Annotated in this window: 26 protein-coding genes; 16 read left to right on the forward strand and 10 right to left on the reverse strand. The window is 40.2% G+C overall.

The window, feature by feature from the left end:
• Positions 1–28: 28 nt before the first annotated feature.
• Genes CXF76_RS12440 through cyaY form a run of 3 tightly spaced genes read right to left on the reverse strand, consistent with a single transcriptional unit; the run spans position 29 to position 2,005 of the window.
• The gene (locus tag CXF76_RS12440) at positions 29–1,006 is read right to left on the reverse strand and encodes a DUF2914 domain-containing protein (RefSeq protein ID WP_101163814.1); all 978 of its coding nucleotides are present in this window, start codon (positions 1,004–1,006) and stop codon (positions 29–31) included.
• Positions 1,007–1,028: 22 nt separating this feature from the next.
• Positions 1,029–1,685 carry an alpha/beta hydrolase gene (locus CXF76_RS12445; RefSeq protein ID WP_024589652.1) on the reverse strand — a complete coding sequence of 219 codons (657 nt, stop codon included), beginning with the start codon at positions 1,683–1,685 and terminating at the stop codon, positions 1,029–1,031.
• On the reverse strand, positions 1,682–2,005 hold the full coding sequence (cyaY, locus tag CXF76_RS12450; protein WP_101163815.1) for an iron donor protein CyaY: 324 nt from the start codon (positions 2,003–2,005) through the stop codon (positions 1,682–1,684). The genes CXF76_RS12445 and cyaY overlap by 4 nt, the downstream gene beginning before the upstream one ends.
• 168 nt (positions 2,006–2,173) lie before the next feature.
• On the opposite strand from cyaY, the gene lptM reads away from it, so the two are divergent.
• The 8 genes from lptM (at position 2,174) to CXF76_RS12490 (ending at position 8,294) form a co-directional block, all read left to right on the forward strand.
• Positions 2,174–2,368 carry an LPS translocon maturation chaperone LptM gene (gene lptM, locus CXF76_RS12455; protein ID WP_101163816.1) on the forward strand — a complete coding sequence of 65 codons (195 nt, stop codon included), beginning with the start codon at positions 2,174–2,176 and terminating at the stop codon, positions 2,366–2,368.
• Positions 2,369–3,622: a diaminopimelate decarboxylase gene (gene lysA, locus CXF76_RS12460; protein WP_007580550.1), complete on the forward strand. Its 1,254-nt coding sequence runs from the start codon at positions 2,369–2,371 to the stop codon at positions 3,620–3,622.
• Positions 3,623–3,686: 64 nt separating this feature from the next.
• On the forward strand, positions 3,687–4,517 hold the full coding sequence (gene dapF, locus CXF76_RS12465) for a diaminopimelate epimerase (protein ID WP_007580548.1): 831 nt from the start codon (positions 3,687–3,689) through the stop codon (positions 4,515–4,517).
• A complete protein-coding gene (locus tag CXF76_RS12470; protein WP_024589648.1) occupies positions 4,514–5,125 on the forward strand; it encodes a DUF484 family protein in 612 nt (203 codons plus the stop codon). The genes dapF and CXF76_RS12470 overlap by 4 nt, the downstream gene beginning before the upstream one ends.
• Positions 5,122–6,066, forward strand: coding sequence for a tyrosine recombinase XerC (locus CXF76_RS12475; RefSeq protein ID WP_024589647.1), 945 nt, complete (start codon positions 5,122–5,124; stop codon positions 6,064–6,066). Before CXF76_RS12470 ends, CXF76_RS12475 begins: the two co-directional genes overlap by 4 nt.
• Before the next feature lie 10 nt (positions 6,067–6,076).
• Positions 6,077–6,784, forward strand: coding sequence for an HAD-IA family hydrolase (locus tag CXF76_RS12480; protein ID WP_101163817.1), 708 nt, complete (start codon positions 6,077–6,079; stop codon positions 6,782–6,784).
• A gap of 28 nt (positions 6,785–6,812) precedes the next feature.
• Positions 6,813–7,916 (forward strand): retroviral-like aspartic protease family protein, encoded by a 1,104-nt coding sequence (locus tag CXF76_RS12485; protein ID WP_101163818.1) that lies wholly within the window; start codon positions 6,813–6,815, stop codon positions 7,914–7,916.
• Between the two features lie 21 nt (positions 7,917–7,937).
• Positions 7,938–8,294, forward strand: coding sequence for a HopJ type III effector protein (locus CXF76_RS12490; RefSeq protein WP_024592619.1), 357 nt, complete (start codon positions 7,938–7,940; stop codon positions 8,292–8,294).
• Positions 8,295–8,304: 10 nt separating this feature from the next.
• Here CXF76_RS12490 and CXF76_RS12495 read toward each other — a convergent pair whose 3' ends face one another.
• Both CXF76_RS12495 and CXF76_RS12500 read right to left on the reverse strand, forming a co-directional pair.
• A complete protein-coding gene (locus CXF76_RS12495) occupies positions 8,305–8,712 on the reverse strand; it encodes a GNAT family N-acetyltransferase (protein ID WP_101163819.1) in 408 nt (135 codons plus the stop codon).
• Between the two features lie 40 nt (positions 8,713–8,752).
• On the reverse strand, positions 8,753–9,058 hold the full coding sequence (locus CXF76_RS12500; RefSeq protein ID WP_024589642.1) for a DUF6482 family protein: 306 nt from the start codon (positions 9,056–9,058) through the stop codon (positions 8,753–8,755).
• 109 nt (positions 9,059–9,167) lie between these two features.
• Here CXF76_RS12500 and CXF76_RS12505 point away from each other — a divergent pair, with 109 nt between their 5' ends.
• From CXF76_RS12505 to CXF76_RS12515, 3 genes are all read left to right on the forward strand, one after another.
• Positions 9,168–9,860 (forward strand): pseudouridine synthase, encoded by a 693-nt coding sequence (locus tag CXF76_RS12505; RefSeq protein WP_024589641.1) that lies wholly within the window; start codon positions 9,168–9,170, stop codon positions 9,858–9,860.
• A gap of 101 nt (positions 9,861–9,961) precedes the next feature.
• Complete coding sequence (locus tag CXF76_RS12510) at positions 9,962–10,336, forward strand: BlaI/MecI/CopY family transcriptional regulator (protein ID WP_007580531.1); 375 nt, start codon at positions 9,962–9,964, stop codon at positions 10,334–10,336.
• Positions 10,337–10,345: 9 nt separating this feature from the next.
• Complete coding sequence (locus CXF76_RS12515) at positions 10,346–11,557, forward strand: M56 family metallopeptidase (RefSeq protein WP_101163820.1); 1,212 nt, start codon at positions 10,346–10,348, stop codon at positions 11,555–11,557.
• Positions 11,558–11,630: 73 nt separating this feature from the next.
• Here CXF76_RS12515 and CXF76_RS12520 read toward each other — a convergent pair whose 3' ends face one another.
• Positions 11,631–12,014 carry an MAPEG family protein gene (locus CXF76_RS12520; RefSeq protein WP_101163821.1) on the reverse strand — a complete coding sequence of 128 codons (384 nt, stop codon included), beginning with the start codon at positions 12,012–12,014 and terminating at the stop codon, positions 11,631–11,633.
• A gap of 239 nt (positions 12,015–12,253) precedes the next feature.
• Between CXF76_RS12520 and CXF76_RS12525 the strand changes: the two genes are divergently transcribed.
• Positions 12,254–13,132 (forward strand): DMT family transporter, encoded by an 879-nt coding sequence (locus CXF76_RS12525; RefSeq protein ID WP_198551858.1) that lies wholly within the window; start codon positions 12,254–12,256, stop codon positions 13,130–13,132.
• Positions 13,133–13,199: 67 nt separating this feature from the next.
• On the opposite strand, the gene CXF76_RS12530 is transcribed toward CXF76_RS12525, so the two are convergent.
• From CXF76_RS12530 to CXF76_RS12545, 4 genes are all read right to left on the reverse strand, one after another.
• Positions 13,200–13,517, reverse strand: a complete 318-nt coding sequence (locus tag CXF76_RS12530; protein WP_007580521.1) for a DMT family transporter — start codon at positions 13,515–13,517, stop codon at positions 13,200–13,202.
• Positions 13,517–15,049: a bifunctional GNAT family N-acetyltransferase/carbon-nitrogen hydrolase family protein gene (locus CXF76_RS12535; protein WP_010554553.1), complete on the reverse strand. Its 1,533-nt coding sequence runs from the start codon at positions 15,047–15,049 to the stop codon at positions 13,517–13,519. Before CXF76_RS12535 ends, CXF76_RS12530 begins: the two co-directional genes overlap by 1 nt.
• 99 nt (positions 15,050–15,148) lie before the next feature.
• Positions 15,149–15,997: an MBL fold metallo-hydrolase gene (locus CXF76_RS12540; protein WP_010554552.1), complete on the reverse strand. Its 849-nt coding sequence runs from the start codon at positions 15,995–15,997 to the stop codon at positions 15,149–15,151.
• 79 nt (positions 15,998–16,076) lie between these two features.
• Entirely contained in the window at positions 16,077–18,362 is a 2,286-nt protein-coding gene (locus tag CXF76_RS12545) for a penicillin acylase family protein (protein WP_101163823.1), read from the reverse strand.
• 156 nt (positions 18,363–18,518) lie between these two features.
• On the opposite strand from CXF76_RS12545, the gene ycaO reads away from it, so the two are divergent.
• The 4 genes from ycaO (at position 18,519) to nadE (ending at position 25,329) form a co-directional block, all read left to right on the forward strand.
• The gene (gene ycaO / locus CXF76_RS12550) at positions 18,519–20,279 is read left to right on the forward strand and encodes a 30S ribosomal protein S12 methylthiotransferase accessory factor YcaO (RefSeq protein ID WP_024589636.1); all 1,761 of its coding nucleotides are present in this window, start codon (positions 18,519–18,521) and stop codon (positions 20,277–20,279) included.
• A 115-nt stretch (positions 20,280–20,394) separates the two neighbouring features.
• On the forward strand, positions 20,395–23,757 hold the full coding sequence (locus CXF76_RS12555) for an ATP-binding protein (RefSeq protein ID WP_101163824.1): 3,363 nt from the start codon (positions 20,395–20,397) through the stop codon (positions 23,755–23,757).
• A gap of 43 nt (positions 23,758–23,800) precedes the next feature.
• Positions 23,801–24,430 carry a YceH family protein gene (locus CXF76_RS12560; protein WP_024589634.1) on the forward strand — a complete coding sequence of 210 codons (630 nt, stop codon included), beginning with the start codon at positions 23,801–23,803 and terminating at the stop codon, positions 24,428–24,430.
• Positions 24,431–24,498: 68 nt separating this feature from the next.
• On the forward strand, positions 24,499–25,329 hold the full coding sequence (gene nadE, locus CXF76_RS12565) for an ammonia-dependent NAD(+) synthetase (protein WP_024589633.1): 831 nt from the start codon (positions 24,499–24,501) through the stop codon (positions 25,327–25,329).
• Positions 25,330–25,372 lie beyond the last annotated feature (43 nt).

Raw genomic sequence — 25,372 nt, forward strand, 5'->3', positions numbered from 1 at the left:
TCCAATTAATTACTGCGTTTAGCTAGTTTTAGTCAGCTAAAATTCTAAATTCTTTTTGGGCAATTAAATTGCCTTGCTCATCAACTACATCAACACGCCAATGGCCTGTCTGTGTGTCCATGATATTTTTTGTTGAGTACGTTCTGTAGCGAGGCGAAGTAACATTAAGTGTAATTTCAGCCATAGTTTCACCTTCAAACGACCAAACATGCTTAACTTGCTGGCCTTGAAGGTTTTTAATCTCACTAAAAAACGAAAGCCCTTCATCAAACTGACTTAATCTAATATCAGCAGCAAACACATTAGTAGGTTCACGCTTACTTACTTTGCGAGTAAGTACTGCACGGCTAATTTTACCTGTATCTATTTGCGCCCCCAATGCCACACTTGCCACTTGTGCTGTAGGTGAAAAACCTTCAGTGCCACTCAATGCACCATCATCACTTTCTAAATCTAAAAGTAAGTCGCTTTGACTGGCTGGCTCAGCTACGTTTTGAGCTTCTGCGGTTTCTTCTTGCACATCATTATCAAGGTTTGAGTTTAACTCTGTATTAATACTCTCACTTTGATCAATCACAATATCGTTGTTAGCTAATAAAACTGTATCAGTATTTACAAGATCCGCTTTATCAGGTGCATTAATTGATATGCTTTGCTCAACCTCATTCTGCTCAAATAATAACGGTTCAATGCTCGGTTGCGTTATCTCTGCGGGCTCGTTAGGAGTGTTGTTTACTGATGATTGAGGCTCAACATCCGTTACTTCAACGCTTGTCTGGTTTTGAGCGTTACTACTAAAGCTTAAAAATTGCTCCTGCTCATTTGGATGCTCACCTTGCTCTGCACTGGCTGACGTTGTTAAGCCATACACAACTGCTGCAGAGGTCATTAATACCAACATAGCAATACTCACAATACGACGCCAATTCCACTCGTAGCTTACCGTTGGTACACTCTCTTGTAGTTCGCGTTTAACATTTGCTTTAATAACTATTTTTTGACTCATATTGACCTCAGCGGTTCCAAAATTAGCTTAAACGAGCAATTAACCATTGGCGAATAGCTTGCAATTCTTCTGCGCAAACTTGGTGGGCCATTGGATATTCTTGCCAGCTTACATCCATGTTATGTGCTGTTAATACTTCAAACGCACTTCTTCCCGCACTATGCGGTACAACGTTATCTTGGCTACCATGAGCCATAAATACGTTTAAATCAGTATGCTTTGCTTCATCAGTAAATTTTTGCGGCACACACATATAAGTAGAAAGCGCCATAACACCCCCAAGCTTTTGCTCAAAGCGCGGTGCTAAATGCAGAGACACAACACCACCTTGAGAAAAACCAGCTAAAATAATTTTATTAGCAGGTATGCCATTAGCAATTTCTTTATTAATTAACTCTTCTACCTTTGCAGCCGAATCCCTTACGCCTTGTTCATCGGCACGCTTATCTAATTCTATAGATTTAATATCGTACCAAGAGCGCATTTCCATACCACCATTTATGGTGACCGGTTGTACTGGCGCATGCGGAAAAACAAACCGTATACCAAGCTCACTTGGTAAATTAAGCTGCGGAGCTACTGGCGCAAAACCATCCCCAGAGTCACCTAAACCATGTAACCAAATAACCGTTGCTTTGTGCTCACTTTGGGCTGCATATTCTACAAATTCTAAACTCATAGTGATGATTGCCACTTAACTTCTTGGCCTGCTTGGCGAGTTGAGGCTTCATTTATAAACGCCCAAAATTCAGCGCCAGAGCGGTTATCAATCCATAACCCATCACGCATTTCAAAATGATGTCCGTTAAACTTAGTCGCAACCCATACTTGATGAAGAGGTGCTTGCTTATTAATCACTATTTTACTTTTATCAGGAAAAATAATTTCTAAAATACCTTGTGCCGATTCGTAATCTAAATCAGCTTCGCAATCATCAACCTGCTCTTCAATAGTGAACATAAGAGCTTCGGCTAATCGGTGATATTCGTGTTCAGTCATTGTTATTTCCTTTGCAGGCGAGCCGCCTAATATTGGGTACGTTTTAGCTTTGAATTAGCTTTAAAAATGTGCAGCTAGTGTAACAGGAATAAAATCATCCGCGAATAGCTGCATTTTTTAGATATTCTGTTACTCTGCGATTATAAAGCCAGCAACCGTATTAATCTAATGAAAGCGACACATACCTTACAATTAAAAAAACTATTAATAAGCACTGTACTGTTAAGCGCCTTAGCTGGCTGCGGACAAAGCGGTCCGTTATATTTACCAGAGCAACAAACAGAACAAAACCAACCTCAAAATACAGCTCAGCCAGTCACTACCGCTGAGCAAGCCAAAACACAGCAAAGTCAGGGGCAATAAATGGATTATTTTAACTACAAAAACAACCAATTATTTGCCGAAGATGTAAGTGTGGCAAGCATAGCGCAGCAATACGGCACGCCGTGTTATGTGTACTCGCGTGCTACATTTGAGCGCCATTATTTAGCGTTTGCTAACGCCACTAAAAATCATAAAAGCTTGGTATGTTACGCCGTTAAAGCAAACTCAAATATAGCCGTACTTAATATATTAGCGCGCCTAGGATCGGGTTTCGATATTGTATCCAAAGGCGAACTTGCACGTGTAATTAAAGCGGGAGGCGATGCTTCTAAAGTGGTTTTTTCGGGCGTGGCGAAAACGTCTGACGAAATAGCTTACGCATTAAAACTGGGCATTAAATGTTTTAACGTTGAATCAGCCTCTGAGCTTGAGCGTATTTCTGAAGTGGCTTGCGAGCTTAACCTAGAAGCGCCTATTTCTATTCGCGTAAACCCCGACATAGATGCAAAAACACATCCGTACATTTCTACTGGTTTAAAAGAAAATAAATTTGGTATTGATATACAAACTGCAGTAAGTGTTTATCAACAAGCAGCGGCTTTACCTGGTTTAAAAATTATTGGTGTTGATTGCCATATTGGCTCTCAATTAACTGAAGTAAGACCATTTTTAGAAGCCCTTGATAAACTCATGGCGCTTATTGATGAGCTAAAAACCAACGGTATTGAGCTAACTCACTTAGATATTGGTGGCGGTTTAGGCGTGCCATATAACAACGAGCAACCACCGCACCCAAGTGAATATGCAGCGCAAGTTACCGAACGCTTAGCTAACTACAAACACCTTGAACTTATTTTTGAACCAGGGCGCGCTATTGCAGCTAATGCAGGTATTTTAGTTACTCAAGTTGAATTTATTAAACAAAACCAAGACAAATTTTTTGCCATTGTAGATGCCGGTATGAACGACATGCTTCGCCCTGCGCTTTATCAAGCGTGGCAAAAAATCATTCCGGTATCAGTTCGCGACGACGAAACACCTACTCACAACTTTGATATTGTGGGTCCGGTGTGCGAAACCGGCGACTTTTTAGGAAAAGATCGTGAACTAGCGCTTAAACAAGGCGACTTACTCGCACAGCGAAGTGCTGGTGCGTATGGCTTTACCATGAGTTCAAACTACAACTCGCGCCCGCGTGTTGCAGAAATAATGGTAGATGGTCAGCAGCATCATCTTATTCGTGAACGCGAAACTATTGAAAGCCTTTATCAGGGTGAGAAAGTTTTACCATAAACGTTTTTGTCTACTAGCTGCTCTGTGGCATGATTAGCACAGAGCAAAACCGAATTAGAGCGCTATGTTAGTTAATTTTTCCAAAATGCACGGCTTAGGCAACGACTTTGTTGTGATTGATAACATTACACAAAATGTTTTTTTGTCGCGAGATCAAATCAAAAAACTGGCAGATCGCCATTTTGGCATTGGCTTTGACCAATTGCTGATGGTTGAAGCGCCGTACTCTCCCGATCTCGACTTTCATTATCGAATATTTAATGCCGACGGTACCGAAGTAGAACAATGCGGTAACGGCGCACGCTGTTTTGCCCGCTTTGTACGTATGAAGGGCCTTACTAACAAGCATAAAATTACTGTGTCGACCAAGTCGGGCAACTTAACGCTCTACATCGAAAAAGACGGTCAAGTAACGGTTAACATGGGTCATCCAAATTTTGAGCCAAGTAAAATCCCTTTAAAAGCGAGCAAGCGTGAGCTTACTTATATTATTAGAACCGAAGAACACACTGTATTTAGTGGCGCGGTATCTATGGGTAACCCGCATTGCGTGCTAGAAGTTGACGACGTAACCACCGCGCAAGTTGATATATTGGGTCCATTACTTGAAAACCACGAACGTTTTCCGCAAAAAGCGAACATTGGCTTTATGCAAGTTGTATCGCATGAACACATTAAATTAAGAGTGTGGGAGCGCGGCGTTAACGAAACCCTAGCCTGTGGCACAGGTGCGTGTGCAGCAATGGTGATTGGTCATATGCAAAATAAGTTATCAACAACTGTTCAAGTAGATTTACCAGGCGGTAGCTTACAAGTACGTTGGAGTGGCGAAGGTCACCCAGTACGCATGACTGGCCCCGCAGAGCATGTGTTCGACGGGCAAGTAGCGCTATGAGCGAGCTAAGTAAAGAACAGGTTATTGATTACTTACATCAACATCCTGATTTTTTGGTTCAGCACCCGGAGCTACTCGCACAACTTGAGCTGCAACAGCAAGCTCAAGGTGCAACGTCGCTGGTACATATTCAGCAACGCCAATTACGCGAGCACAACACGCTTTTAAAAAGCCAAATAGACGCCATGAGCAAGCATGCAACGCAAAACGAGCTTGTATATCGTTTGTTTAGCCAGTGCCATCGCCAGCTTTGGAATCATGACGATTTTGATACTCTTGCAAATAATCTACGCAATATAATTTGCTCAAGTGAAGATGTTAACGACTGCAAATTAGTAAAATATAATCCCGAGTACGACGAGCTTATTGCGCATCGCCTTACCCATTCTGGGCATTATTTAGGGCGTATTAATCAGCAAGAGCGCGAATTATTATTTAGTGAAGATACACAATCCGTCGCTATTTATTTAATTGGCGACACCAAGCACCCTATCGCTATTTTGGCGTTTGGTAGCAGTAACGTAAACCATTTTGAGCCCGCTCAAGATAATCTGTTTGTACTCGACTTTATAAACGCATTACACCTGCGGTTGCAAAAACTAGCATGAGTGACGATGCGCCTAATATTACCCAGTTAAGCGACAATTGGCGTACACCTATAACGCTATTTAGTGACTATTTAAAGTTTGAAAAACAATATTCAGCGCACACCGTAAACCAATATGTAAGCCAGCTTGGCTTTGCAGCACTTTATTTTAGCAAATTATGTGACGACTGGTTTGGCGTGCAAGGCGAGCATATTCGCCGCTACAGCATGGCACTACGCTCAAAACAATTAAGTGGGCGTACTATTAGTTTAAAGCTCAGCTGCATTCGTAGTTTGTATAAGTTTTTAAAAGCAAAAAACATTGCCGAGCAATCGCATTACCATAATCCGGCTATAGGTATAAAAGGCCCTAAGTTTGCAAAGCCTCTACCTAAAAATCTCGACGTAGATCAAATGGCACGCTTGCTCGAAATACCCGACGACGAACCTCTCGCAATTAGAGATAAAGCAATGATGGAGCTTATGTATTCATCAGGACTGCGTATAAGCGAGTTAGTTGGCGCTAACATACAAGATATTAGTGCTGCCAATGGCGAAATTTTAGTGCGTGGTAAAGGCAATAAAGAGCGATTAATTCCGGTGGGCAAAAAAGCGTTAGATGCATTAAAAAAATGGCTCACAATACGCCCTCAGTTTGCAAAGCCCGATGAAATAGCAGTATTTTTAAGTAGCCAAAAAAACCGTATTTCTATTCGCCAAGTGCGCCTACGCATGCAAGAGTGGGGAATAAAACAAGGCATTAGCTCGCAGGTTCACCCGCATAAGCTGCGCCACTCGTTTGCGTCACATATTTTAGAATCATCTGGTGATTTACGCGCAGTGCAAGAATTACTAGGGCACAGCAGTTTGTCGGCTACACAAGTATATACACATTTAGATTTTCAACATTTAGCCAAGGTGTACGACAACACTCACCCTCGCGCAAAAAAACGAACTGATTAGGAAAATAAATATGATCCGATTTAATCGTGCTATTAAGCCATTTTCTGTCATGAGCTTTGATTTAGACGACACGCTATACAGCAATCACCCTATTATAAAAGCAGCCGTTAAAGCCCAACAAAATTATTTAAACGCGCTACCGGGCTATCAAGAGCAAGGTCCAAAGTACTGGCAACTATGTCGCGAACTTGCCGTAATACAAAACCCAGATCTCGCAGATGATGTAACTAAATGGCGCAAACACACCCTACGTTTAGCGCTTTCTAAACTTGGGTTTACCGCAGATGATGTAGAGCGCCATGCAAATGCCGCCTATAACGCCTTTGCCGATACGCGCAGCAACATAGTCGTAAGCGATGACGTACTAAACTTACTAGATAACCTAGCCAAACACTTTACGCTTGTTGCGATTACTAACGGTAACGTTGAAATTGAACGCTTTAACTTACACGATAAATTTGAACTCGTACTGCAAGCAGGTATGCACGGTAAAGCAAAACCTCACAGCACCTTATTTGATAAAGCAGCCACACATTTAAACGTTGCTAAAAGTGAAATTTTACACATTGGCGATAGCCTAGATACCGACGTACAAGGCGCAAATAATGCCGGTTGCCAATCGGTATGGTTAAACGATCAAGGCGCCAATTATGCTTATAAAGGGCTGGCTGATATTGAAATAGTCAACATCCATGCTTTAACGCACTTTATTAAATAACCTACTCGTTTAAAAATAAGAGGTCACAATGAGCCACTATACCAAGCTAATCACCTTGCTATTAATTGGCTCGCTTAGCCTTAACGCTTATTTATTATGGCCGCAGCCTGCGTTAACTACACCACAAAAAACGCAAAGTGCCCAGCAAAGCATATCGCCTAAACAACAAAATACGTTACTAAATACGGCAAAGCAGCAATTTAAACAACACCAATTTGAAGCCGCACTTAGTAGCTATCAACAACTCAAAAATAGCTACCCAGAAAGTGCAAAAAAACTTTATTCATCGTGGCTGATACAGCTTAAAACATGGCTAAATAGCAATTTATTACTCAGCGAGTCATTTCTCAATGCGCTATTAAATAACAGCCCTTATAACGTAGAATTACTTAACTTACAGGTTGAGTATTTAATAAATAGCGAGCAAACACAAAACGCCATTATTGCTTTATTTGAGCTTAATTCATTACAACCTGCTGATCAGCAAAGTAACGAAAATACACGTTTAAATACGCTCACTCAAAACGAATTACACACATTAACTGAGCAACAAAATTGGCAAGCTATTATTGAGCAAACACAAATTTGGCTTGATTATAAAAGCGATAACGCGCAGTTTTTATATCCGCTTGCGTACGCCCACTATCAGCAAGGCGATTTAATTAGCGCACAAGCAACCCTTGATCGAATGCCAAACCAGCACAATCTGAAAAGCCAAGTGCAAACACTGCAAGCGATGATCAATAAAGCACAATCGCTAGACGACTTTGTTGCTTTAACGCCTTACGGCGCGCATTACTTAATAAACACCGAAATAAATAACAATCTATCGACCGAACTAATGATTGATACAGGCGCAAGCGTAACCTCACTACCTACAAGTATAATTGAGCAAATTTCGCCACAACCTTTATATTTAGGCGATGTAACGGTAAACACAGCTAACGGTCAAATTGTTGTAAAACGTTATCAAATTGAATCGTTTAAAGTGGGCTCGCAAATTATTTATGGTTTTGAAGTGTTGAGCATTGAAAACACACGCGGACAAGGTTTGCTAGGGATGAACTTTTTATCGCGATTTAAATTCAATATAAATCAGCAAACAGATGAGCTAGAGTTGAGCGCTAAATAATTAAAAATCCAAAGGTAACACATGACACTAAATAACTATTTAAAAGCACTTGCTGAAAACCCAAAAAGCATTCAATTTACCGATACAATGGCTGTGATTGAAGCAAATTACGACTTTACTGCATGTGGCTTTAATAACCATGGATTACTTAGCGCTGCGAGTGAGAACAACGGCTCATGTAAAATTTTTGCGTTTGCTAAATTAAACGATTTAAGTAAACAAAATACCTTAGATTGCTTTGGTAAGTTTTACCGAGAAGACGTGCTGCAAAACCCAAAAGGCGATGATCACCTAAATATTCGCACGTTTATGTTAGCACCAGAGGCAACACCTTTTTTAGGTATTACCTTTGAAGGCGAGCCACTAAAAGAAAAATAGCCAGCAAAAATTAAAGTGGCTTTTCCATAAAGTAACGCGTACCTGAGCGTGGGTAATTATTAAGTTGATACTTAACACTATAACCGCGCTTTTCGTAAAAAGGTTTTGCTTGAAAATCAAGTGTATCAAGCTGAGCAGTTGTTGCTCCTAGCTCAATAGCAGCTTGCTCAAGTGCCGTTAGCAGTTTATCTGCAAGCCCTTTACCTCGTGCACTATCGCTACACCAAAGCCAACTAATCATCAGCCAATTTCCAAACACACACCCACTAATACCGGCAACAAGCTCGCCTTGCTCATCAGTAAATTTATAGCCTAATGGCACTCTTTGCGCATCAAAATGCTGGGCGTTAAATTCAACCATTTGTGCGCGAAGCGCTGAGTTTAACGCATCGATATTATCTACTTTTAATTGATACATTTATCGCCCTTAAAAAGCAGATACTAGCAAATTAGCTCAATCAATAAAGATTATTTTTACCGTAAGGTACTTCAAGCATATTGCTACCGGTTTTTTCTGGCTGACCGCACATTTCGTCGTAAGCGCTTGTTTGGCGCAGTACCATTTCGGCATACGCTATTTTGTCAAAACGCTTTTGAACATGCAGTGGGCTTAGCGCTCTTAAAAACTCACCGCTGTCTTCTGTTACATAGTATTCAACGTTATTAATCATTACTGATACTTGATAAAGCGCCATATCTAACGAGTGAACAATGACTTTTTGTAGCGGCTCGTGCTTTTTTAACTGTGAAAATTTAATACCCATCTTGACTACCTTTTTATATTTAACCTGAGTTCTGGTTATTTAACATTATCGATACGCAGCTTTGCTATAATCACGATCAAATTTTTATTAGCCGCTGGCGTCACACGTTATGAGCACAAAAATCCGACTCGCTAAATATATTGCCCATGCAGGTATTTGTTCTCGTAAACAGGCATCGCGTTTAATTGATGAAGGTGTTGTGACTGTAAATAATCGCCCAGCGAATCATATAGATCACGTTGATGAGCAAGACATTGTAATAGTGAATGAAAAAGAAATTAAAGGTGCTGCCGATTTAGTTTATTTTGCGTACCACAAACCAGTAGGTATTGACTGCAAATTAAATATTGATGACCCAGCCAGCCTTATTCACCATTTGCCCACACTCACCCGCGTTTACCCTATTGGTCGATTAGATAAAGACTCTCGCGGTTTGCTTATTTTGACCAACGATGGGGATTTTTGTAATCAACTAATACATCCTGACTTCCACCAGCCTAAACATTATTTAGTCACCGTAAATAAGCCTTTAGACGATGCTTTTTGTAAAAAAATGGCAGCAGGCGTACCCGTTGATAAACACATAACCCTGCCTTGTGAAGTAAATAAAATAGCCAGCAATCAGTTTAGTATTGTTTTAAAACAAGGGCTAAACAGACAAATACGTAAAATGGCGCATTACTGCGGATATAAAGTAATTGATTTATTTAGAGTGCAATTTAGTGACCTCACCCTTTCAAAACTAAACCTACCTGAAAACCAATATATACAAATTAATAAAAACGATATTTCAAAAATCTAATACCAAGTCACTTAATTACATCTCAAAAAGTTAAAAATAAACTTGCAATTAAAGATTACAGGTGTAGTCTTTAATTAAAGATTACATTTGTAGGCAATAGCATGATTGAGTTATCAAAAGCAGAGTTTGACGTGCTCGACGCACTTTGGATTAACTACCCCGCCACCGCGAGCCAAATAATTGAGCGCTTAAGCGACGATAAGCAATGGCACGAAAAAACCATTAAAACCCTACTAGGTCGACTAGTAAAAAAAGGCGCACTTACATTTGAAAAAGAAGGTCGTCAGTATATTTATATGCCGTGTATGGAGCGCGCCGACTACACCTTAAAAGAAAGCCAAAACTTTATTGAGCGCTTTTTTAGTGGACGTATTGCGCCACTTGTAAGCGGCTTTGCTAAATCGGAGCAGCTTTCTCAGCAAGATATAAACGAGCTTAAAAAAGTTATAGATGACTGGGAAAAAAACCAAAAGTAAGGGATTAACATGGTTATTCAAACTGGGTTTAATTGGTTAATTGAGCAACAACTACTATTAAGTATCTTGTTTTGTGGATTTATTTTACTCGAGCGATTTAGTTTAAAAGCCCTTGGCTCGCGGTTTGTATATAAATTAGCATGGCTATTACCTGCAGCATTGGTTATTGCTAATTTACCAAATGCGATTAAACCACTGCAAAATAGCAATATTAGCCATTACTTAATCACCCCTAACCAGCCTTTTACACATGAAATGGGTATTAGCTGGGCGCTCATGTATGTACTTATTACCGCAGGGTTATTAATAGCTAGCTTTATTACGCATACCCGCTTTGTTAAAAGCCTGCAGTTAACTGAGTTAACACAATTTGAAGGCACTCTTACCGCTGATGTTAAAACTTATACCAGCCAACATGTAGCCACGCCAATGGTGGTCGGTATTTTAAACAGCAAGCTGGTGTTACCGAGTAACTATAATACCCAGTTTGATAAAGCCACATTAGCGCTTATTTTAGAGCACGAAAACGTACACATTAAACGCAAAGACAACTTAACAAACGCACTTATATTACTGCCTACTATTTTACTGTGGTTTAACCCACTAGCTTGGTTTTGTTACGCAAGCATGCGCCGACTACAAGAGCTGACTTGTGATGAACGGGTATTAGCCGATAAAACCACTCAACAACATATTTTATATAGCAAAGCCTTAATAAACTGCGCGGCAAATGTGCCCACAGGACTTATGGCTTATTCACACTACGGAGATAAAAAAACCATGTTACAACGACTAATTAATATAAAACACAGCGGGGAGCGTTCAAAGCTTGCTAAAGGTGGCTTATTACTTGTAGCCGCAAGCATACTAAGCGGCTTAGCAATTGCAAAGCAACCAGAAGTAAATAAAACGCAAGAGGAACATATTTCACCAACAATACGCATTGAACCTGCTTATCCAATACAAGCAGCTCAACAAGGGATCAGCGGCTCTGTTGTATTAAAATACGATATTGCAGCAAACGGTAAAACAAAAAACATTAGTGTTATTCAATCTAAACCTAAAGATGTTTTTGATAAATCAGCGAAAGAGGCGCTAGCAAAATGGAAATATAAAGCATCAGATTCAGGTTTTGAAGATGTACTTGTGCAACTAGATTTTGCGATTAATAGTGAAGTGGCACCTACCGATTTAATTGAGCGAATTAAAGTATCGCATTAACGCCACGAGTTGTTCAAGACTACAAAGCAAGCGCCCTTTTAGGCTGCTTGCTTTGTGGTTTTAAAGTATAAACCTACAAACTCACCACAATCATGGCAATGGCTGTACCCAAACCAATAAACCACACTAATGAGCGAATTATATCTAGGTTCATATAGTAAAATACGCAATACAAAATACGCGACACAATATGCGTAACCGCTAGCGTTTCGGTCACTGCACCTACAGAGTTAGTGCCCAGTACAACTGCAATAGCGACAGCAAAAACAGCAAGCGATTCAAAACAGTTTTGATGAGCAGCGAGCGCACGTGCACCAAAGCCGGTTAATTTTATTTGTTGAGCCCTTGGGTGTTTATTGTCGTATCGACCTAATTTTGCCATTGCTATAGCAACCGGCACTTTTGCAAAGTAAGGCATTAATACCGCAAGTAATGCACATACAACTAATGTTGTCATAATTTATCCTTTTGATGTTTCGGATAATTTAGCATAAGCGCAATAAAAAAGCCGCCAGATACGTTTTATGACAAACGCTGGCGGCTAACAATAACATCAGGCTTACTATAGCTAAATTTATCCCCAAACCCGTGCGACATAATGTCGCAGATGATGAATATTCAATATCACGGTTAATGAATCGCTTTACTTCATAAAGCTTGTTAACTTTACTGCCTTACATTTTAACGATGACGACCATGACCTGGATATTTTTCACTTTTTTAGCCGCCTTCATGCAAGCATGGCGTAATGCCCTGCAAAGTAAATTAAGTAACGATGTGAGTGTTGCTGGCGTAACCCTCTCCCGCTTTATTATTGCAGGTCCTATTGCTGCCGTGTATTTATATGGTTTGTATCAATACCAAGATACAGCCATGCCTACGTTTAATAATGCCTTTTGGGGATTTATTGTAGGCGCAAGTGTTATGCAAATACTTGCCACTGGTTTAATGGTTAAGTTATTTAAAATGAATAATTACGCTGTAGGTGCTGGTCTTGCCAAAAGCGAAGCGTTAGTGGCTGCTATTTTAGGTGTATTATTTTTTGGCTCGGCACTTTCTTTACTCGGTTGGCTTGGTGTGTTTTTTGGCGCTATTGCCGTATTGCTACTCAGCGGCATAACAAGCGTTAAACACTTTAATGCTAAAACTGCATTACTAGGACTTTCTTGTGGTACTTGCTTTGCACTTACATCACTGTGGGTACGTGAAGCGAGCTTAAACTCAGGATTATTATTTCCACACTCAGCCGCTTGGGTTTTGCTGTTTGTAATTAGCTTACAAACACTAATACTACTGAGCTATTTATTATTAAAAGAGCCGCAAACACTCAGTAAACTGTGGCAATACAAAGGCACTACAGCCGCAATTAGTGTTTTTAGTTGTATCGGCTCTATTGGCTGGTTTAGTGCCATGAGCTTACAACATGTTGCTTACGTTAAAACACTTGGACAGGTTGAAGTATTTTTTACCATGCTAATTGCTGTACTTTGGTTAAAACAGCCACTTAAAAAACAAGATACTGCAGGCTTAATACTCATAGCCATTGCCGCTTTTTTGGTCATGTTGCCAAGTTAAGAGCATAAAAAAGCGCAGGCTTTTATACCTGCGCTATTCATAATTAAGCGTTTATTCGAATTACCAATTAAGAGCTTATTTTAAGTGTTATCACACCGCTAATAATCATCAGTACTCCCGCAATACGACCAAATGTAGCTGCATCGTTATAAAACAATATACCTACTAAAAACGTACCCGCAGCGCCAATACCTGTCCACACGGCGTATGAGGTGCCCATTGATATTTGCCTTTGAGCAAGCCACAACATAAAACCACTAGCGACTAAAAATGCCACCGCTATTGCTATGCCTTGCCAGCGAGTATCTGAATTTTGCGAAATTTTTAAACCTATCGGCCAGCCAATTTCAAGTAAACCGGCAATAACCAAATAAATCCACGCCATTAAACATCTCTCTTTTTCAATATAACTTCATATAAATCTTCGCGGCGATCTTTTAAGTTACGCACTGTGCCTTCGCTGTGAAGAATTTTTAACTTATCCATATCAAGGTCACTAAATAACAGCATTTCTGTATTAGGTGTGGCTTCGTTAAGTGTTGCATCGTGCGGGAACGAAAAGTCCGATGGCGTTAATACAGCCGATTGTGAGTACTGCACATCAAGGCTTTCTACTTGTGGTAAGTTACCTACCGAGCCTGCAATAACCACATAACATTCGTTTTCTATTGCACGCGCTTGTGCACAATGGCGCACACGTAAGTAGCTATTTTTAGTGTCGGTCCAAAATGGGACGAACAAAATATCTAACCCTTGTTTTGCTAATATGCGTGAAAGCTCAGGAAACTCTACGTCATAACAAATTTGAATACCTACACGCCCAGCATCGGTTTCAAATACAGCAATTTTGTCGCCGCCTTGAATAACCCAATCGTTTTGCTCATGCGGGGTAATATGTATTTTACGTTGCTCGTCTATTTTACCGCTGCGGTGGCATAAATAACTTACGTTATAAATTTTATCGTCTTCGGCAAGCGGCATAGAGCCGGTAATAATATTGGCGTTGTATTCTATTGCCATACGCGACATCGCGTTTTTAAACGTTTCGGTATATTCCGCTAAATAACGAATCGCTTCAGTTTGATTGCTTTGATTTCCTAAGCCCATTAATGGCGCGTTAAAAAATTCAGGGAATAGTATAAAGTCGCTTTTGTAGTCAGATACGGTATCTACAAAGTATTCAACCTGTTTTAGCATTTCTTCAACCGATTCAACACAACGCATTTGCCATTGCACAGCACCTACGCGCACAATTGATTTAGTTGACTCGAGTACCGTGTCGGTTGGTTCATACATAATGTTATTCCACTCAAGTAAAGTGGCGTAACCAACTGACTCTTGATCCTCTGGTAGGTACTTTTTAAGTAAACGCTTTACCTGGAAATCGTTAGATAGCTGAAAGCTTAAAATAGGATCGTACAGCTCTCTCTGATCTACTTTTGCAATGTATTCCATTGGCGTCATTTCACTACTGTGATTGTAATAACGTGGAATACGACCACCCGCTAAAATAGCGCGTAGGTTATATTGGCGGCACAGTTCTTTACGGGCATCATAAAGGCGACGACCTAAGCGCATGCCTCTGTGAGTTTCGCTAATGGCAACATCTAAGCCGTATAGCGCATCGCCATCGGTATCGCTAAATACACGGTCGTGACCATCTGCAATATCTTCGTATGTATGCGGGTTTGAAAAACGTGTGTAATCAACTTGTACGCTCAGCGCTAAGCCCACCAGCACGCCGTCATCTACAATACCTATTTGCCCTTCAGGAAATTGGTCTATTAATCTAAAAATGGTATGACTTGGCCACGCACCACCTAAGTCGGGATACGCTTGATCCATCAAGGTTTTAATTTGCGGATATTGCTCTCTGGTTAAATTACAAATTTCAAGATGGGTTTTTTCTGCCGACATACACAACTCCTTTAGGCATAAGAAAATAAAAGCCGAATGTACGCTCGATTAAATCAAGAATACACTCAGCTTTGTATCATGTTTTTTACTTTAGACGTACTACTTTAAGCTGCGATAAAAAAGTGTGGTTACTTTCTCTTTTGGTAACCAGCCTGCGTATTCAAGACCAAGTTCTGCCAATGGATCGGCTTTAAGTACTTGCTCTAAGCTTGCATTATTTTGCATTGCTTTTAGCATTACGTCTTTCGCGTTTTGAACTAGCTTACCATACGCTATCAGTCCTGAACGGTCACTTACCTTACCGTGTCCTGGTATTACTTTAGTGTTGTCGTCAATTTGATTAACTACATCGTTTACTGCTGCTAAAATACCATCAACGCTGCCGCCGCTATCTACATCAACAAACGGTAAGCTGCCAAAATTAAAGTAAATGTCGCCCATGTGCACTATGTTGTCGTTACTAAAAAAGATAACCGAGTCGCCATCGGTATGTGCATGTTCGTAATGCACTACATGGGCGTGTTCGTTATTAAAATGTAGTTTTAAGTCGTGACCAAAACTAATGCGCGGTAAAAAGTCTGACCCTTCGCCGTGCTGCTCTTCTAAACGTTTGTGTACATTGTCGTGTGCTATAACGTGCGCACCCGCTTTAGCAAAGTTTTCGTTGCCACCGGTATGATCGCCATGATGATGCGTATTAATAACAAACTCTGCACTGCCTGGTTTTAAATCACTAATCGTTTTTTTAATGTCGTCTGATAACTTGGCAAACTGATCATCAATAATATAAATGCCATCATCGCCTACACTTGCTGCAATATTACCGCCTTGCCCAAATAGTACGTATACATGCTCACTTAGTTTTTGTGCTGTTACTGGACCTTCATCTGCTTGCGCTGCTGTACTTAGTAATAAACCTGTTATTAATGCGGGTAGTATTTTTTTCATTTTTGTTCTCTGTTGTATGAAGTAATTAATATAGAACGTTTTTATCACTATTTAAGCTCACTCACTTATCACTTAAACGTTATTTAATAGGACTTATGACTATTTGATGCATAAGTGTTTGCGGCAATAAAGGTGTATGTTTACCCTCTACGTAATCACTAAACCCCGCTCTATAAAATTCAGAAAGAGGATGCCCCGATTGCCCACCGGGAATAGCTAAAATCGCATGTTCTAAATGCCCTGGTTGCGCAATAAAACGCTGTGATGCACCAAAACTACGCCCTTGTACTGCGGGCATATAACTATCACCAAAGCCCGCTGCTGTGGGCATATTTAATAACTTAGCAAGTAACGGCATTTGCTTTGCAAACGGATGCTCTATCACTAACTCATTTACCTTGCCCCACTGCCAGCTTTGAAGGTTATTACCAAATTGTTCTGTAAGTTTAGTGATAGTTTGGCTAAACGCACCGTGTAATTGTGCATCCCAGCTTTTAAATTGTGGGTTTATCCACGTGTCGGGTTTGTTGTTAATAAGCTGCCACACTGCGGGCTCTAAATCTCGTTTTACGTATTTAAGTGTGCCTTGTTGTTTATTTAATTGGCTTTCAATATTACTAAATAAAATATTAATCACTTCATCGCGGTAGCGCTTAACTAAGGTATACCCTATGGAGGTTGAACACGCACATTGCTGCCAATTTTCGAGCGCTGTTATATATTGCTGATTTTTGGTTTGATCTGTTTTTAATTGCTTTAATAGCAAAGCATGCCAAGGCATTAAAAAGCGAGCTTGATTATCGAGCTGTAGTGCGTAAAAGTCGCTCTCTGCAAATGTTTTTTTTTCAAATAATCTATCGCGAATTTGGCTCGAACGTGCACCGAGTGCATAGCCACCATTGCCAAAACGGGCGTTATCTTCAGCCGATACCACGCGAGAATTACCAGTCCATAATCGACCGTTTTGTGGGTTTTTAATAAAGGGACGTTCTAATTCATTTTGCTGCCAAAGCGCTGAGTAGTCACCGGCATTTACACCAAGTTCGCTAGGCGTTTTGCGAGCCGGTATACCGCCCATATTTTTCCACGCTGCGCTACCAAGACTGTCTACCACCATTAGGTTTTGCACAGGTATTCCTACATCGCTTGCTACAGCAAGTGCATCATCTACTGTTTCGGCTTGCTCTAACTTTAATAGTTGCATATTAACGGCGTAAGGCTGATGTGCAGCCCAGCTCAATGCATAAGGTTTTTCGTTAATGTATTTTACAGGGCCATATTCGCTGAGTATTAATGAATAGTTTTCGATCTCCCCATCGGGTAATGCAATAGGTTCATCTACTTGCCATGTTTTACTATCATCGTTTAATGCAATCCAATCGGCTGTATCTAAATAGCCGTTAGTAAACCCCCATGCAATATCATTGTTAGTGCCAACAACAATTGCCGGCGCTCCGGGTAGCGATACACCGGTTACCTGAGCAGGTTTTCCATTTTGTGTATAATTTAGCTGAGCTCTGTACCAAATTACAGGCACTGCCATCGATAAATGCATATCATCCGACACCATACCAGCGCCTGTTTTAGTAAGCGTTCCTGTAACTGCCCAGTTATTACTGCCGCGCTCTTGGTTTGCTTCAATACTTTTAACTGTATGCTCTGTTTGAGTGGGCAAAGTAGGTATGCCGCCGTTATAAGTTGCTAATTTACTACCATCAAGTGCGGCTTGGTACTTACTTGGTTGCGTTAAAAAATCAACCATTTGCTTTGTGTACGCTTGCTCAATTTGAATAAGTGCTTGGTCGCGCTCAAATGTCGCGCTTTGTAAATCAAGGTACATGCTAAATATCACAAGTAGGCTGTCTTCGCTTTGCCATGGCTTTTGTGTTGCACCGGTTAGTAAATATTCAAAGCTTGAATACCCTACTTGCGCTAAGCCTTCGTTTACACCTTGAGCGTAACTTTTAAGTAATTGCTTATCGGTCTCAGGTAAGGTTTGTAAAATAATTTGGCTGCGTTTACGCAATTGATGAAAACGCATCTTTTTATCGAGCCCCAACGCGGCTTCGCCAAATAATTCACTTAGCTCGCCTGCGGCATTACGTCTTAGTAAATCCATTTGAAAAAATCGGTCTTGCCCATGCGCATAACCTAAACCATAGGCAACGTCGTTTCGGCTATTGGCGTTTATTACTGCTTGCCCTAGTGCATCGCGCGAAATTTTTACGGGCTCTACTACCGCGTTACTACGTCCGTTTCCATCAAGGGCAGGTAAACTTAAACTAAGCACACCATAAACAACGGCGGTACTTGCCAGCCCTAAAATCACAATTAATAATAACAAGCGTTTGATTACTTTAAACATCAACCTTTCCTTTGCACGTTTTGACCAAGCGTTAAGGACATATAATAACCACAGTTTTATTAAATAATAATGTTCTTGCTCGCAAAGGGTGAAATAAACATCAAAATCCACGATAATGTCAGCTCCACACATCGTGCAGAACTAGTTGAGATCAATATGACTGAAAAAACATTTATCAAAGGTAAAGACCGCGACCTAGAATCGTCAATCTCTACCATGCAAAACAAGCTTGAAGCCCTACACATTAATGTTGAAGAAGCGCTTTGGCTTAACCCTGTAGCTAACTGTTATTCGGTTCATATAAAAGACAGTGACTGCGGTGTTATGTTTACCAATGGTAAAGGCGCAACCGACAAAGCCTCTATTGCCTCAGCACTCGGTGAATACTTTGAGCGTTTAAGCTGTAACTACTTTTTTGCAGACTTTTATCTAGGTGAAGAATTTGCCAATGGCGAGTTTACTCATTACCCAACCGAAAAATGGTTTAAAGTTGAAGGCGACGAAGTACCACAAGGTATTATGGATGAAAGCTTATGGGATTACTTTGACCCAGAGCGCGAACTTAACGCATCACATCTCTTTGATTTTAACTCTGGCAATATTGATCGTGGCATTTGTACCCTGCCCTACACTCGCCAACGCGATAACCAAGACGTATACATTCCGGTAAACGTTATTGGTAATATTTTTGTATCTAACGGTATGAGCGCAGGTAACACGAAGTTTGAAGCTCGCGTACAAGGTTTATCAGAAGTATTTGAGCGCGCGATTAAAAACCGCATCATCGCCGAAGGCATTTGTTTACCAATCGTGCCTGAAGATGTTGTTAAGCAATATCCTAAAATTCACGAAGCGTGTGAAGAGCTTCGCAGCCATGGCTTTCATTTACGTATTGCCGATGCATCACTTGGGGGAATTTACCCAGTAATGAGCGTAACGCTTATTAACCCAACTGATGGTTCTGTATTTGCCTCTTTTGGTGCTCACCCTTCATTTGAAGTAGCGCTTGAGCGTACCGTTACCGAGTTACTACAAGGTCGTCGTTTAGATCAACTAGATGTATTCCAACCTGCAACATTTGATAACGATGAAGTAGCAACACCAGAAAACATTGAACTGCACTTTATTGATTCAAGCGGTTTGATTTCGCATGATTTCTTCCGTGCAAAACCTGACTTTGAATTTGTACACTGGGACTTTAGCGGCACAACAGAGCAAGAATATAACTTCTGTACTGACCTGATTCACAGCATGGATCACGATATATACATCATGGATTACACGCACCTAAACGTATACGCATGTCGTATTTTAGTACCTGGCATGTCAGACATTTACCCTGTTGATGAGCTTATTTGGCGCAACAACAACGAAGGCGCAAAATTTCGCGAAGCATTCCTATCGCTTGATCAGTACGATGCAGAGCAATGGATGGAAATTTACGACAGCCTAGAAGAAGCCGGTCATAGCGATATTATCCGCGCCGCAGAATTTATTGGCTTAGCAACTGATGCCGACACACCATGGCACACACTGCGTATAGGTGAGCTTAAAGCGCACCTATGCTTAGCCGCAGGCAGCGAAGAAGCCATTGATTGGGTTGATTGGATACTTCATACGGGCCAAGTAAACGAAGATGCAATGCGCCACTTCCGCTGTTTAAAAGCGATTCTTGAAATTAAATACGATGACGAGCGCGAATACGCTGATTACCAAGATGCATTAGGCTTAATGTTTGGTGCTAATAATGTAGCGCTGGCTATAGAAATTGCCGAAGGTAAAAAGCAGTTTAACGGTTTAACTTTTCCAGGTTTATCGCTTGAAGGCTTTAAAAAGCATGCGGCACTACTTGATGGTTACCGCAAGCTACACGTAGCAAAGCAAAATCATTGGGCACGTGAAGTTAGCGATTCGTAACTCGCTAAACTACTAATTATAAAAAATAAACGGCGCATTTGTTAATGCGCCGTTTTCATTTATGTCATAAATTAGCTATAGTTAAATTGCCTAAATTAACGCCACGATGTAGCTAATGCCACCGTCTAGTAATAACAAAAAAACGAATGTTTATAACTTTAAGCTGACCTTTTGGTTATCGCTTACGCTAACTGTACTAGTTGGTGTTGTTCTTGATCGTATTAACTATAATCGTGTAAAAGATGCTCACCGCCTACAAATTCTTTCTGAAGTAAGTACATATCGTGCTCAATTAGAATCTATTTTAGTTTCTAATATCCAACTGGTTCGAGGTTTAGGTGTTGCCGTAGCGGCGCAGCCTAATTTACAGCAAACACAATTTGAACAAATTGCTCAACCGCTATTTGAAACCTCAAATGAGCTTCGCAATATTGGTGGCGCTCCCGATATGGTAATACGCATGACTTACCCCTTAAAAGGTAATGAAAAAGCACTCGGTTTAAACTTTTTAGAAGAAAAAAGCCAACGCGCTGATGCGATTAGAGCTCGCGATACAAATACCATTGTAATGGCTGGCCCATTAAAATTAATCCAAGGTGACATCGCACTTATAGCCCGAGTTCCTGTTTACATACCGCCAGAGAATCGCTTTTGGGGATTACTCTCAGTTGTTCTCAATATTGACAAAGTCTATGAAAATTCAGGTATTTATGAGCTAGGAAAAGAGTACAACGTCGCTTTACAAGGCAGGCATGGACTTGGCAGCAAAGGGGAATTTTTTTACGGTGATCAAAACATAATAGAGCAAGATCCCCTTGAGTTTACGTTAAGCTTTCAAGGTGGCAATTGGCAACTTTACGTAGCACCTAAAATAGGTTGGAGCCCACCAAATTCAGCTGTGTGGCCACTTCGGTTATCAATTATAATTATTTGCGGATTATTAATTTGGGCCTTTTTATTCTTTTTGAAAATGCTTAATCGTCAGCAACAAAATGAAAAAATGCTTGAAGCAATGAGTGATCTAGCTCAAATAGGCGCATGGTCATTTAACTTAGAAACTAAACAAGTGTATTGGTCTGATATGACCAAAAAACTATTTAAATACCCATTAAATAACCAACCAGAATGGCCTAAAGATTTAAATTATTTTAAAAAAGGCACTAGCAGAGAAACAATTAGACCTTTAATTGAACGAGCCATAAAATATGGTGAAAGCTACGAAGTTGAATTAGAAGTAATGGATGCAGAAGGTGGATCTGTTTGGGTACTCGTACATGGTGAAGCAGAACAAAAGAATGGACGATGCACACGTATTTTTGGCTCATTACAGAATATTGATACCCGTAAAAAGATTGAATTAGAAAATAATAAAACCGCATTACATAACGAAATTTTAGCTTCTCTTACCGTTAATAAATTAATATTAAATGGGCAACTTAGCCAATCGAAAGATATTATCACTGAAGCAATCTGCCAAGCATTCGATATTAAACGTGCCAGTATTTGGTTTTTTAATGAAGACAAGTCTCAACTAAGCCCCTTTGCCATACATAGCAAACATTCGTCTAGTGACAAAATTGACTCTATTTGGCTAAGAAAAAACAACCCCAGCTTTTTTAATGCAATAGATCATCAAGCAGTATTTAATGCACCCGATGCACTAGAACACCCAATACTCGCACCAATTAAAGAGCAGTATTTAATGCCACTCGAGATTAAATCAATGCTGTGCGTAATTATTCCTGCGGGAAGTGGTGCTATAGGCGTTGTTTGCGCCGAGCAATGTCAATCCAAGCGCCACTGGTCTAAAAACGAAGAAAGCTTTTTAATTGCCGTTGCAGCGTTAATAGGCAGCTTGCACTCGAGCCAGCAACGAATTGAAACTGAACAAAAGCTGGTTGCCGCCAAAGAAACTGCAGAACAAGCTGTTGAAGCTAAAAGTGAATTTTTAGCGAGTATGAGCCACGAAATTCGCACACCAATGAATGGTGTTTTAGGCATGCTTAATATAATTAAGCAAACGCAACTAGACCTACAGCAAAAGCATCATATCGAACTTGCTCAGTCATCAGCTCAATCTTTACTTAATATAATTAACGACATATTAGACTTTTCTAAAATTGAAGCCGGTAAGCTCGATATTGAAAACGTGCAATTTAACCTACCTCGGTTATTAGGAGAAGTGGTTGAGTCGTTTGCTTTAAAAGTAGAGCAAAACAATACAAAACTTATTTTAGATGCCACTCAAATTACAGTTAGCGAAATAATTAGTGATCCGAACCGCTTACGCCAAATTCTGAATAACTTAATTGGCAACGCCGTTAAATTTACTATTGATGGCGAAGTAGTTATTACCGCCAAAGTGGATGAAACAACGGATGGCTCGTTCCTACAATGTTCGATTATTGATACTGGCATTGGTATTGACCCTAAAAAACAAGCGTCGTTATTTGATTCATTTACACAAGCAGATACCTCAACTACACGCCAGTTTGGGGGCACAGGACTTGGCCTTGCGATAGTAAAACAATTGTGTGAATTAATGCACGGTGAAGTAAGCGTAAACAGTATGCAAGGTGAGGGAAGTACATTTTCTTTCACAATACAAATACAGCCTCGCTTAAGTAAAGAACAAGATTTACCGAGTCATTTAATTAAAAACAAACATATTTTAATTATTGATGAGTGTTCGTTAAATGCAAATACAGCCAGTAAACAACTCACAGTATGGGGCGCAAAAGTTAATTGCGTACATGACTATCTTGAGGTTGATGATTATTTAAATAATGTAACCACCCACCCTGAAGCTATTTTAGTTGATTACTACTTTTTTGAAAAAGCGCCGCAAACGCATATAACTGCGCTTAAAAACTTTATAAATATGCATAGTTGCAAGTTAGTCCTTATGGCGCCAATGAGTTATTCACCTGAGGAGTCTAAAGTAGGTATGGAAGTCGACTGTATGATTTTCAAACCACTCACACCTTCTGATTTGTTTGACTCACTCACTAACGATAAATACATTGAACAACAGCAGCAACAAGCACAACTACAAAATAAACTAACTAAAGCACCAGTACTCGATTCATCAGAGCCACAACTACTGCTCGTTGAAGACAATAAAATAAACCAAGTAGTTGCCTCGGCGCTATTAAAGCAAGCAGGTGTGACTTTTGATATTGCTGAAAATGGGCTTGAGGCAATTGTAAAACTCAATGCAAAACAAGGTAAGCCATATAAGCTAGTTTTAATGGATTGCCAAATGCCTGAAATGGATGGCTACCAAGCTACTAAAGCTATTAGAGAAGGCGATGCAGGTAAGGGTAATGAAAATATTACTATTATTGCACTTACAGCCAATGCCATGCAGGGCGATAAAGAAAAATGCCTAGCAGCAGGCATGAACGACTATTTAAGTAAGCCGCTCGATTTAGCCGCCCTAAAACCTAAACTCCAGCAATGGCTTGGTATCCAATAAAGGTGTAAGCTAATAAAATACGCTTACTAATTTGAGATTATTTATGCAGTTATCAGCAAATCAACAACGTATTCTTGGTTGTTTACTAGAAAAACAAAGCACAACGCCAGAACATTATCCGCTATCGTTAAACGCTCTAGTGAACGCATGTAACCAAAAGTCTAATCGAGATCCTGTGTTAAATCTTACAGATAGTGACGTGCAAAACGCACTTGATGAACTAATAGACATGCGTTTGGTAACTATAGATGAAGGGCTTTCTGGTCGCGTAAATAAATACGACCACCGCTTTTGCAACACTGAGTTTAGTAATCTGCAATTTTCTACTCAGCAGCGTGCCATTGTTTGTTTATTACTTTTACGTGGTGCCCAAACCCCAGGTGAATTAAGAACTCGCAGTGCTAGGCTTGCTGATTTTAATAACGTAAATGAAGTAGAAACAGCGCTCAATAAACTGATTGAAAGCGATTACGCCCGTAAATTAGAACGAGAAGCAGGTAAACGCGACAGCCGATACATTCATTTATTTGGCGAACAACAAAATAATCCCGCCGATGCCTTTGTTGCTCTACCAAGTGAAGTAATTAAAGATAAAGAATTAAGTGATTTACTGGCAGAAGTAGAAGAATTAAAAGTAGAGCTTCGCAAAATAAAAGCTCATTTAAAACTTTAATTAATTAAGACTAAATCACATAATAAGTTTATTGCGTATCACATATTAAATTTTATAAGGAGCTGGCAATGCGCGCCGAAATTATGGCTGAAATGAAGGTTCAGCCAACTATTGATGTAAATGCTGAGATAACTCGCCGAGTTAATTTTATTAAAACACGTTTGGTAGCAGCTCATTCACGCTCGTTAGTACTGGGTATTAGCGGTGGTGTTGACTCATCAACCTGCGGCCGCTTATGTCAACTTGCTGTAAACGAGCTAAATAAAGAACACGATACTGACAAGTATCAGTTTATTGCAGTGCGCCTACCTTATGGTGTACAAGCTGACGAAGATGAAGCACAAATGGCGGTTGATTTTATTCAGCCAAGTAAACGTATGACCGTAAACGTACAACCTGCGGCTGATGCATTGCATGAGCAAGCGATAGCTGCTGTAGTTGGCTGTGGTGAAGCACTGCCTGAGCAAGCTCAAATAGATTTTATTAAAGGTAATGTTAAAGCGCGTCAACGTATGGTTGCTCAGTACGAAATTGCAGGTTTTTGCCAAGGCCTAGTAGTGGGTACCGATCATAGTGCTGAAAACATTACTGGTTTTTATACTAAATTTGGTGACGGCGCGTGCGATTTAGCCCCTCTGTTTGGTTTATCAAAACGCCAAGTTCGTGCACTTGCTACTGCACTAGGTGCCCCAGCTTTATTGGTAGATAAAGCACCTACAGCTGATTTAGAAAGTGACCGCCCAGGTTTAACAGACGAAGAAGCACTTGGTTTGAGCTATGAGCAAATTGATGACTTTTTAGAAGGTAAACCTGTGTCTAATGATGTTGAACAAAAGCTTGTAAGTATTTACACGCGTACACAACATAAGCGTCAACCAATTCCGACAATCTACGATTAATGTTTAGTAGCTAAAATAAAGCAATTAATGCCTTTGAGGATTA

This window comes from Pseudoalteromonas sp. 78C3, from assembly GCF_002836695.1.
Lineage (GTDB): Bacteria > Pseudomonadota > Gammaproteobacteria > Enterobacterales > Alteromonadaceae > Pseudoalteromonas > Pseudoalteromonas arctica.

What these genes read in the sequence shown, in the direction of transcription:
- CXF76_RS12440 (WP_101163814.1), bottom strand. Translation starts at nt 1,006, where the DNA reads ATGAGTCAAAAAATAGTTATTAAAGCAAATGTTAAACGCGAACTACAA.
- CXF76_RS12445 (WP_024589652.1), bottom strand. Translation starts at nt 1,685, where the DNA reads ATGAGTTTAGAATTTGTAGAATATGCAGCCCAAAGTGAGCACAAAGCA.
- cyaY (WP_101163815.1), bottom strand. Translation starts at nt 2,005, where the DNA reads ATGACTGAACACGAATATCACCGATTAGCCGAAGCTCTTATGTTCACT.
- lptM (WP_101163816.1), top strand. Translation starts at nt 2,174, where the DNA reads ATGAAAGCGACACATACCTTACAATTAAAAAAACTATTAATAAGCACT.
- lysA (WP_007580550.1), top strand. Translation starts at nt 2,369, where the DNA reads ATGGATTATTTTAACTACAAAAACAACCAATTATTTGCCGAAGATGTA.
- dapF (WP_007580548.1), top strand. Translation starts at nt 3,687, where the DNA reads ATGTTAGTTAATTTTTCCAAAATGCACGGCTTAGGCAACGACTTTGTT.
- CXF76_RS12470 (WP_024589648.1), top strand. Translation starts at nt 4,514, where the DNA reads ATGAGCGAGCTAAGTAAAGAACAGGTTATTGATTACTTACATCAACAT.
- CXF76_RS12475 (WP_024589647.1), top strand. Translation starts at nt 5,122, where the DNA reads ATGAGTGACGATGCGCCTAATATTACCCAGTTAAGCGACAATTGGCGT.
- CXF76_RS12480 (WP_101163817.1), top strand. Translation starts at nt 6,077, where the DNA reads ATGATCCGATTTAATCGTGCTATTAAGCCATTTTCTGTCATGAGCTTT.
- CXF76_RS12485 (WP_101163818.1), top strand. Translation starts at nt 6,813, where the DNA reads ATGAGCCACTATACCAAGCTAATCACCTTGCTATTAATTGGCTCGCTT.
- CXF76_RS12490 (WP_024592619.1), top strand. Translation starts at nt 7,938, where the DNA reads ATGACACTAAATAACTATTTAAAAGCACTTGCTGAAAACCCAAAAAGC.
- CXF76_RS12495 (WP_101163819.1), bottom strand. Translation starts at nt 8,712, where the DNA reads ATGTATCAATTAAAAGTAGATAATATCGATGCGTTAAACTCAGCGCTT.
- CXF76_RS12500 (WP_024589642.1), bottom strand. Translation starts at nt 9,058, where the DNA reads ATGGGTATTAAATTTTCACAGTTAAAAAAGCACGAGCCGCTACAAAAA.
- CXF76_RS12505 (WP_024589641.1), top strand. Translation starts at nt 9,168, where the DNA reads ATGAGCACAAAAATCCGACTCGCTAAATATATTGCCCATGCAGGTATT.
- CXF76_RS12510 (WP_007580531.1), top strand. Translation starts at nt 9,962, where the DNA reads ATGATTGAGTTATCAAAAGCAGAGTTTGACGTGCTCGACGCACTTTGG.
- CXF76_RS12515 (WP_101163820.1), top strand. Translation starts at nt 10,346, where the DNA reads ATGGTTATTCAAACTGGGTTTAATTGGTTAATTGAGCAACAACTACTA.
- CXF76_RS12520 (WP_101163821.1), bottom strand. Translation starts at nt 12,014, where the DNA reads ATGACAACATTAGTTGTATGTGCATTACTTGCGGTATTAATGCCTTAC.
- CXF76_RS12525 (WP_198551858.1), top strand. Translation starts at nt 12,254, where the DNA reads ATGACCTGGATATTTTTCACTTTTTTAGCCGCCTTCATGCAAGCATGG.
- CXF76_RS12530 (WP_007580521.1), bottom strand. Translation starts at nt 13,517, where the DNA reads ATGGCGTGGATTTATTTGGTTATTGCCGGTTTACTTGAAATTGGCTGG.
- CXF76_RS12535 (WP_010554553.1), bottom strand. Translation starts at nt 15,049, where the DNA reads ATGTCGGCAGAAAAAACCCATCTTGAAATTTGTAATTTAACCAGAGAG.
- CXF76_RS12540 (WP_010554552.1), bottom strand. Translation starts at nt 15,997, where the DNA reads ATGAAAAAAATACTACCCGCATTAATAACAGGTTTATTACTAAGTACA.
- CXF76_RS12545 (WP_101163823.1), bottom strand. Translation starts at nt 18,362, where the DNA reads ATGTTTAAAGTAATCAAACGCTTGTTATTATTAATTGTGATTTTAGGG.
- ycaO (WP_024589636.1), top strand. Translation starts at nt 18,519, where the DNA reads ATGACTGAAAAAACATTTATCAAAGGTAAAGACCGCGACCTAGAATCG.
- CXF76_RS12555 (WP_101163824.1), top strand. Translation starts at nt 20,395, where the DNA reads ATGCCACCGTCTAGTAATAACAAAAAAACGAATGTTTATAACTTTAAG.
- CXF76_RS12560 (WP_024589634.1), top strand. Translation starts at nt 23,801, where the DNA reads ATGCAGTTATCAGCAAATCAACAACGTATTCTTGGTTGTTTACTAGAA.
- nadE (WP_024589633.1), top strand. Translation starts at nt 24,499, where the DNA reads ATGCGCGCCGAAATTATGGCTGAAATGAAGGTTCAGCCAACTATTGAT.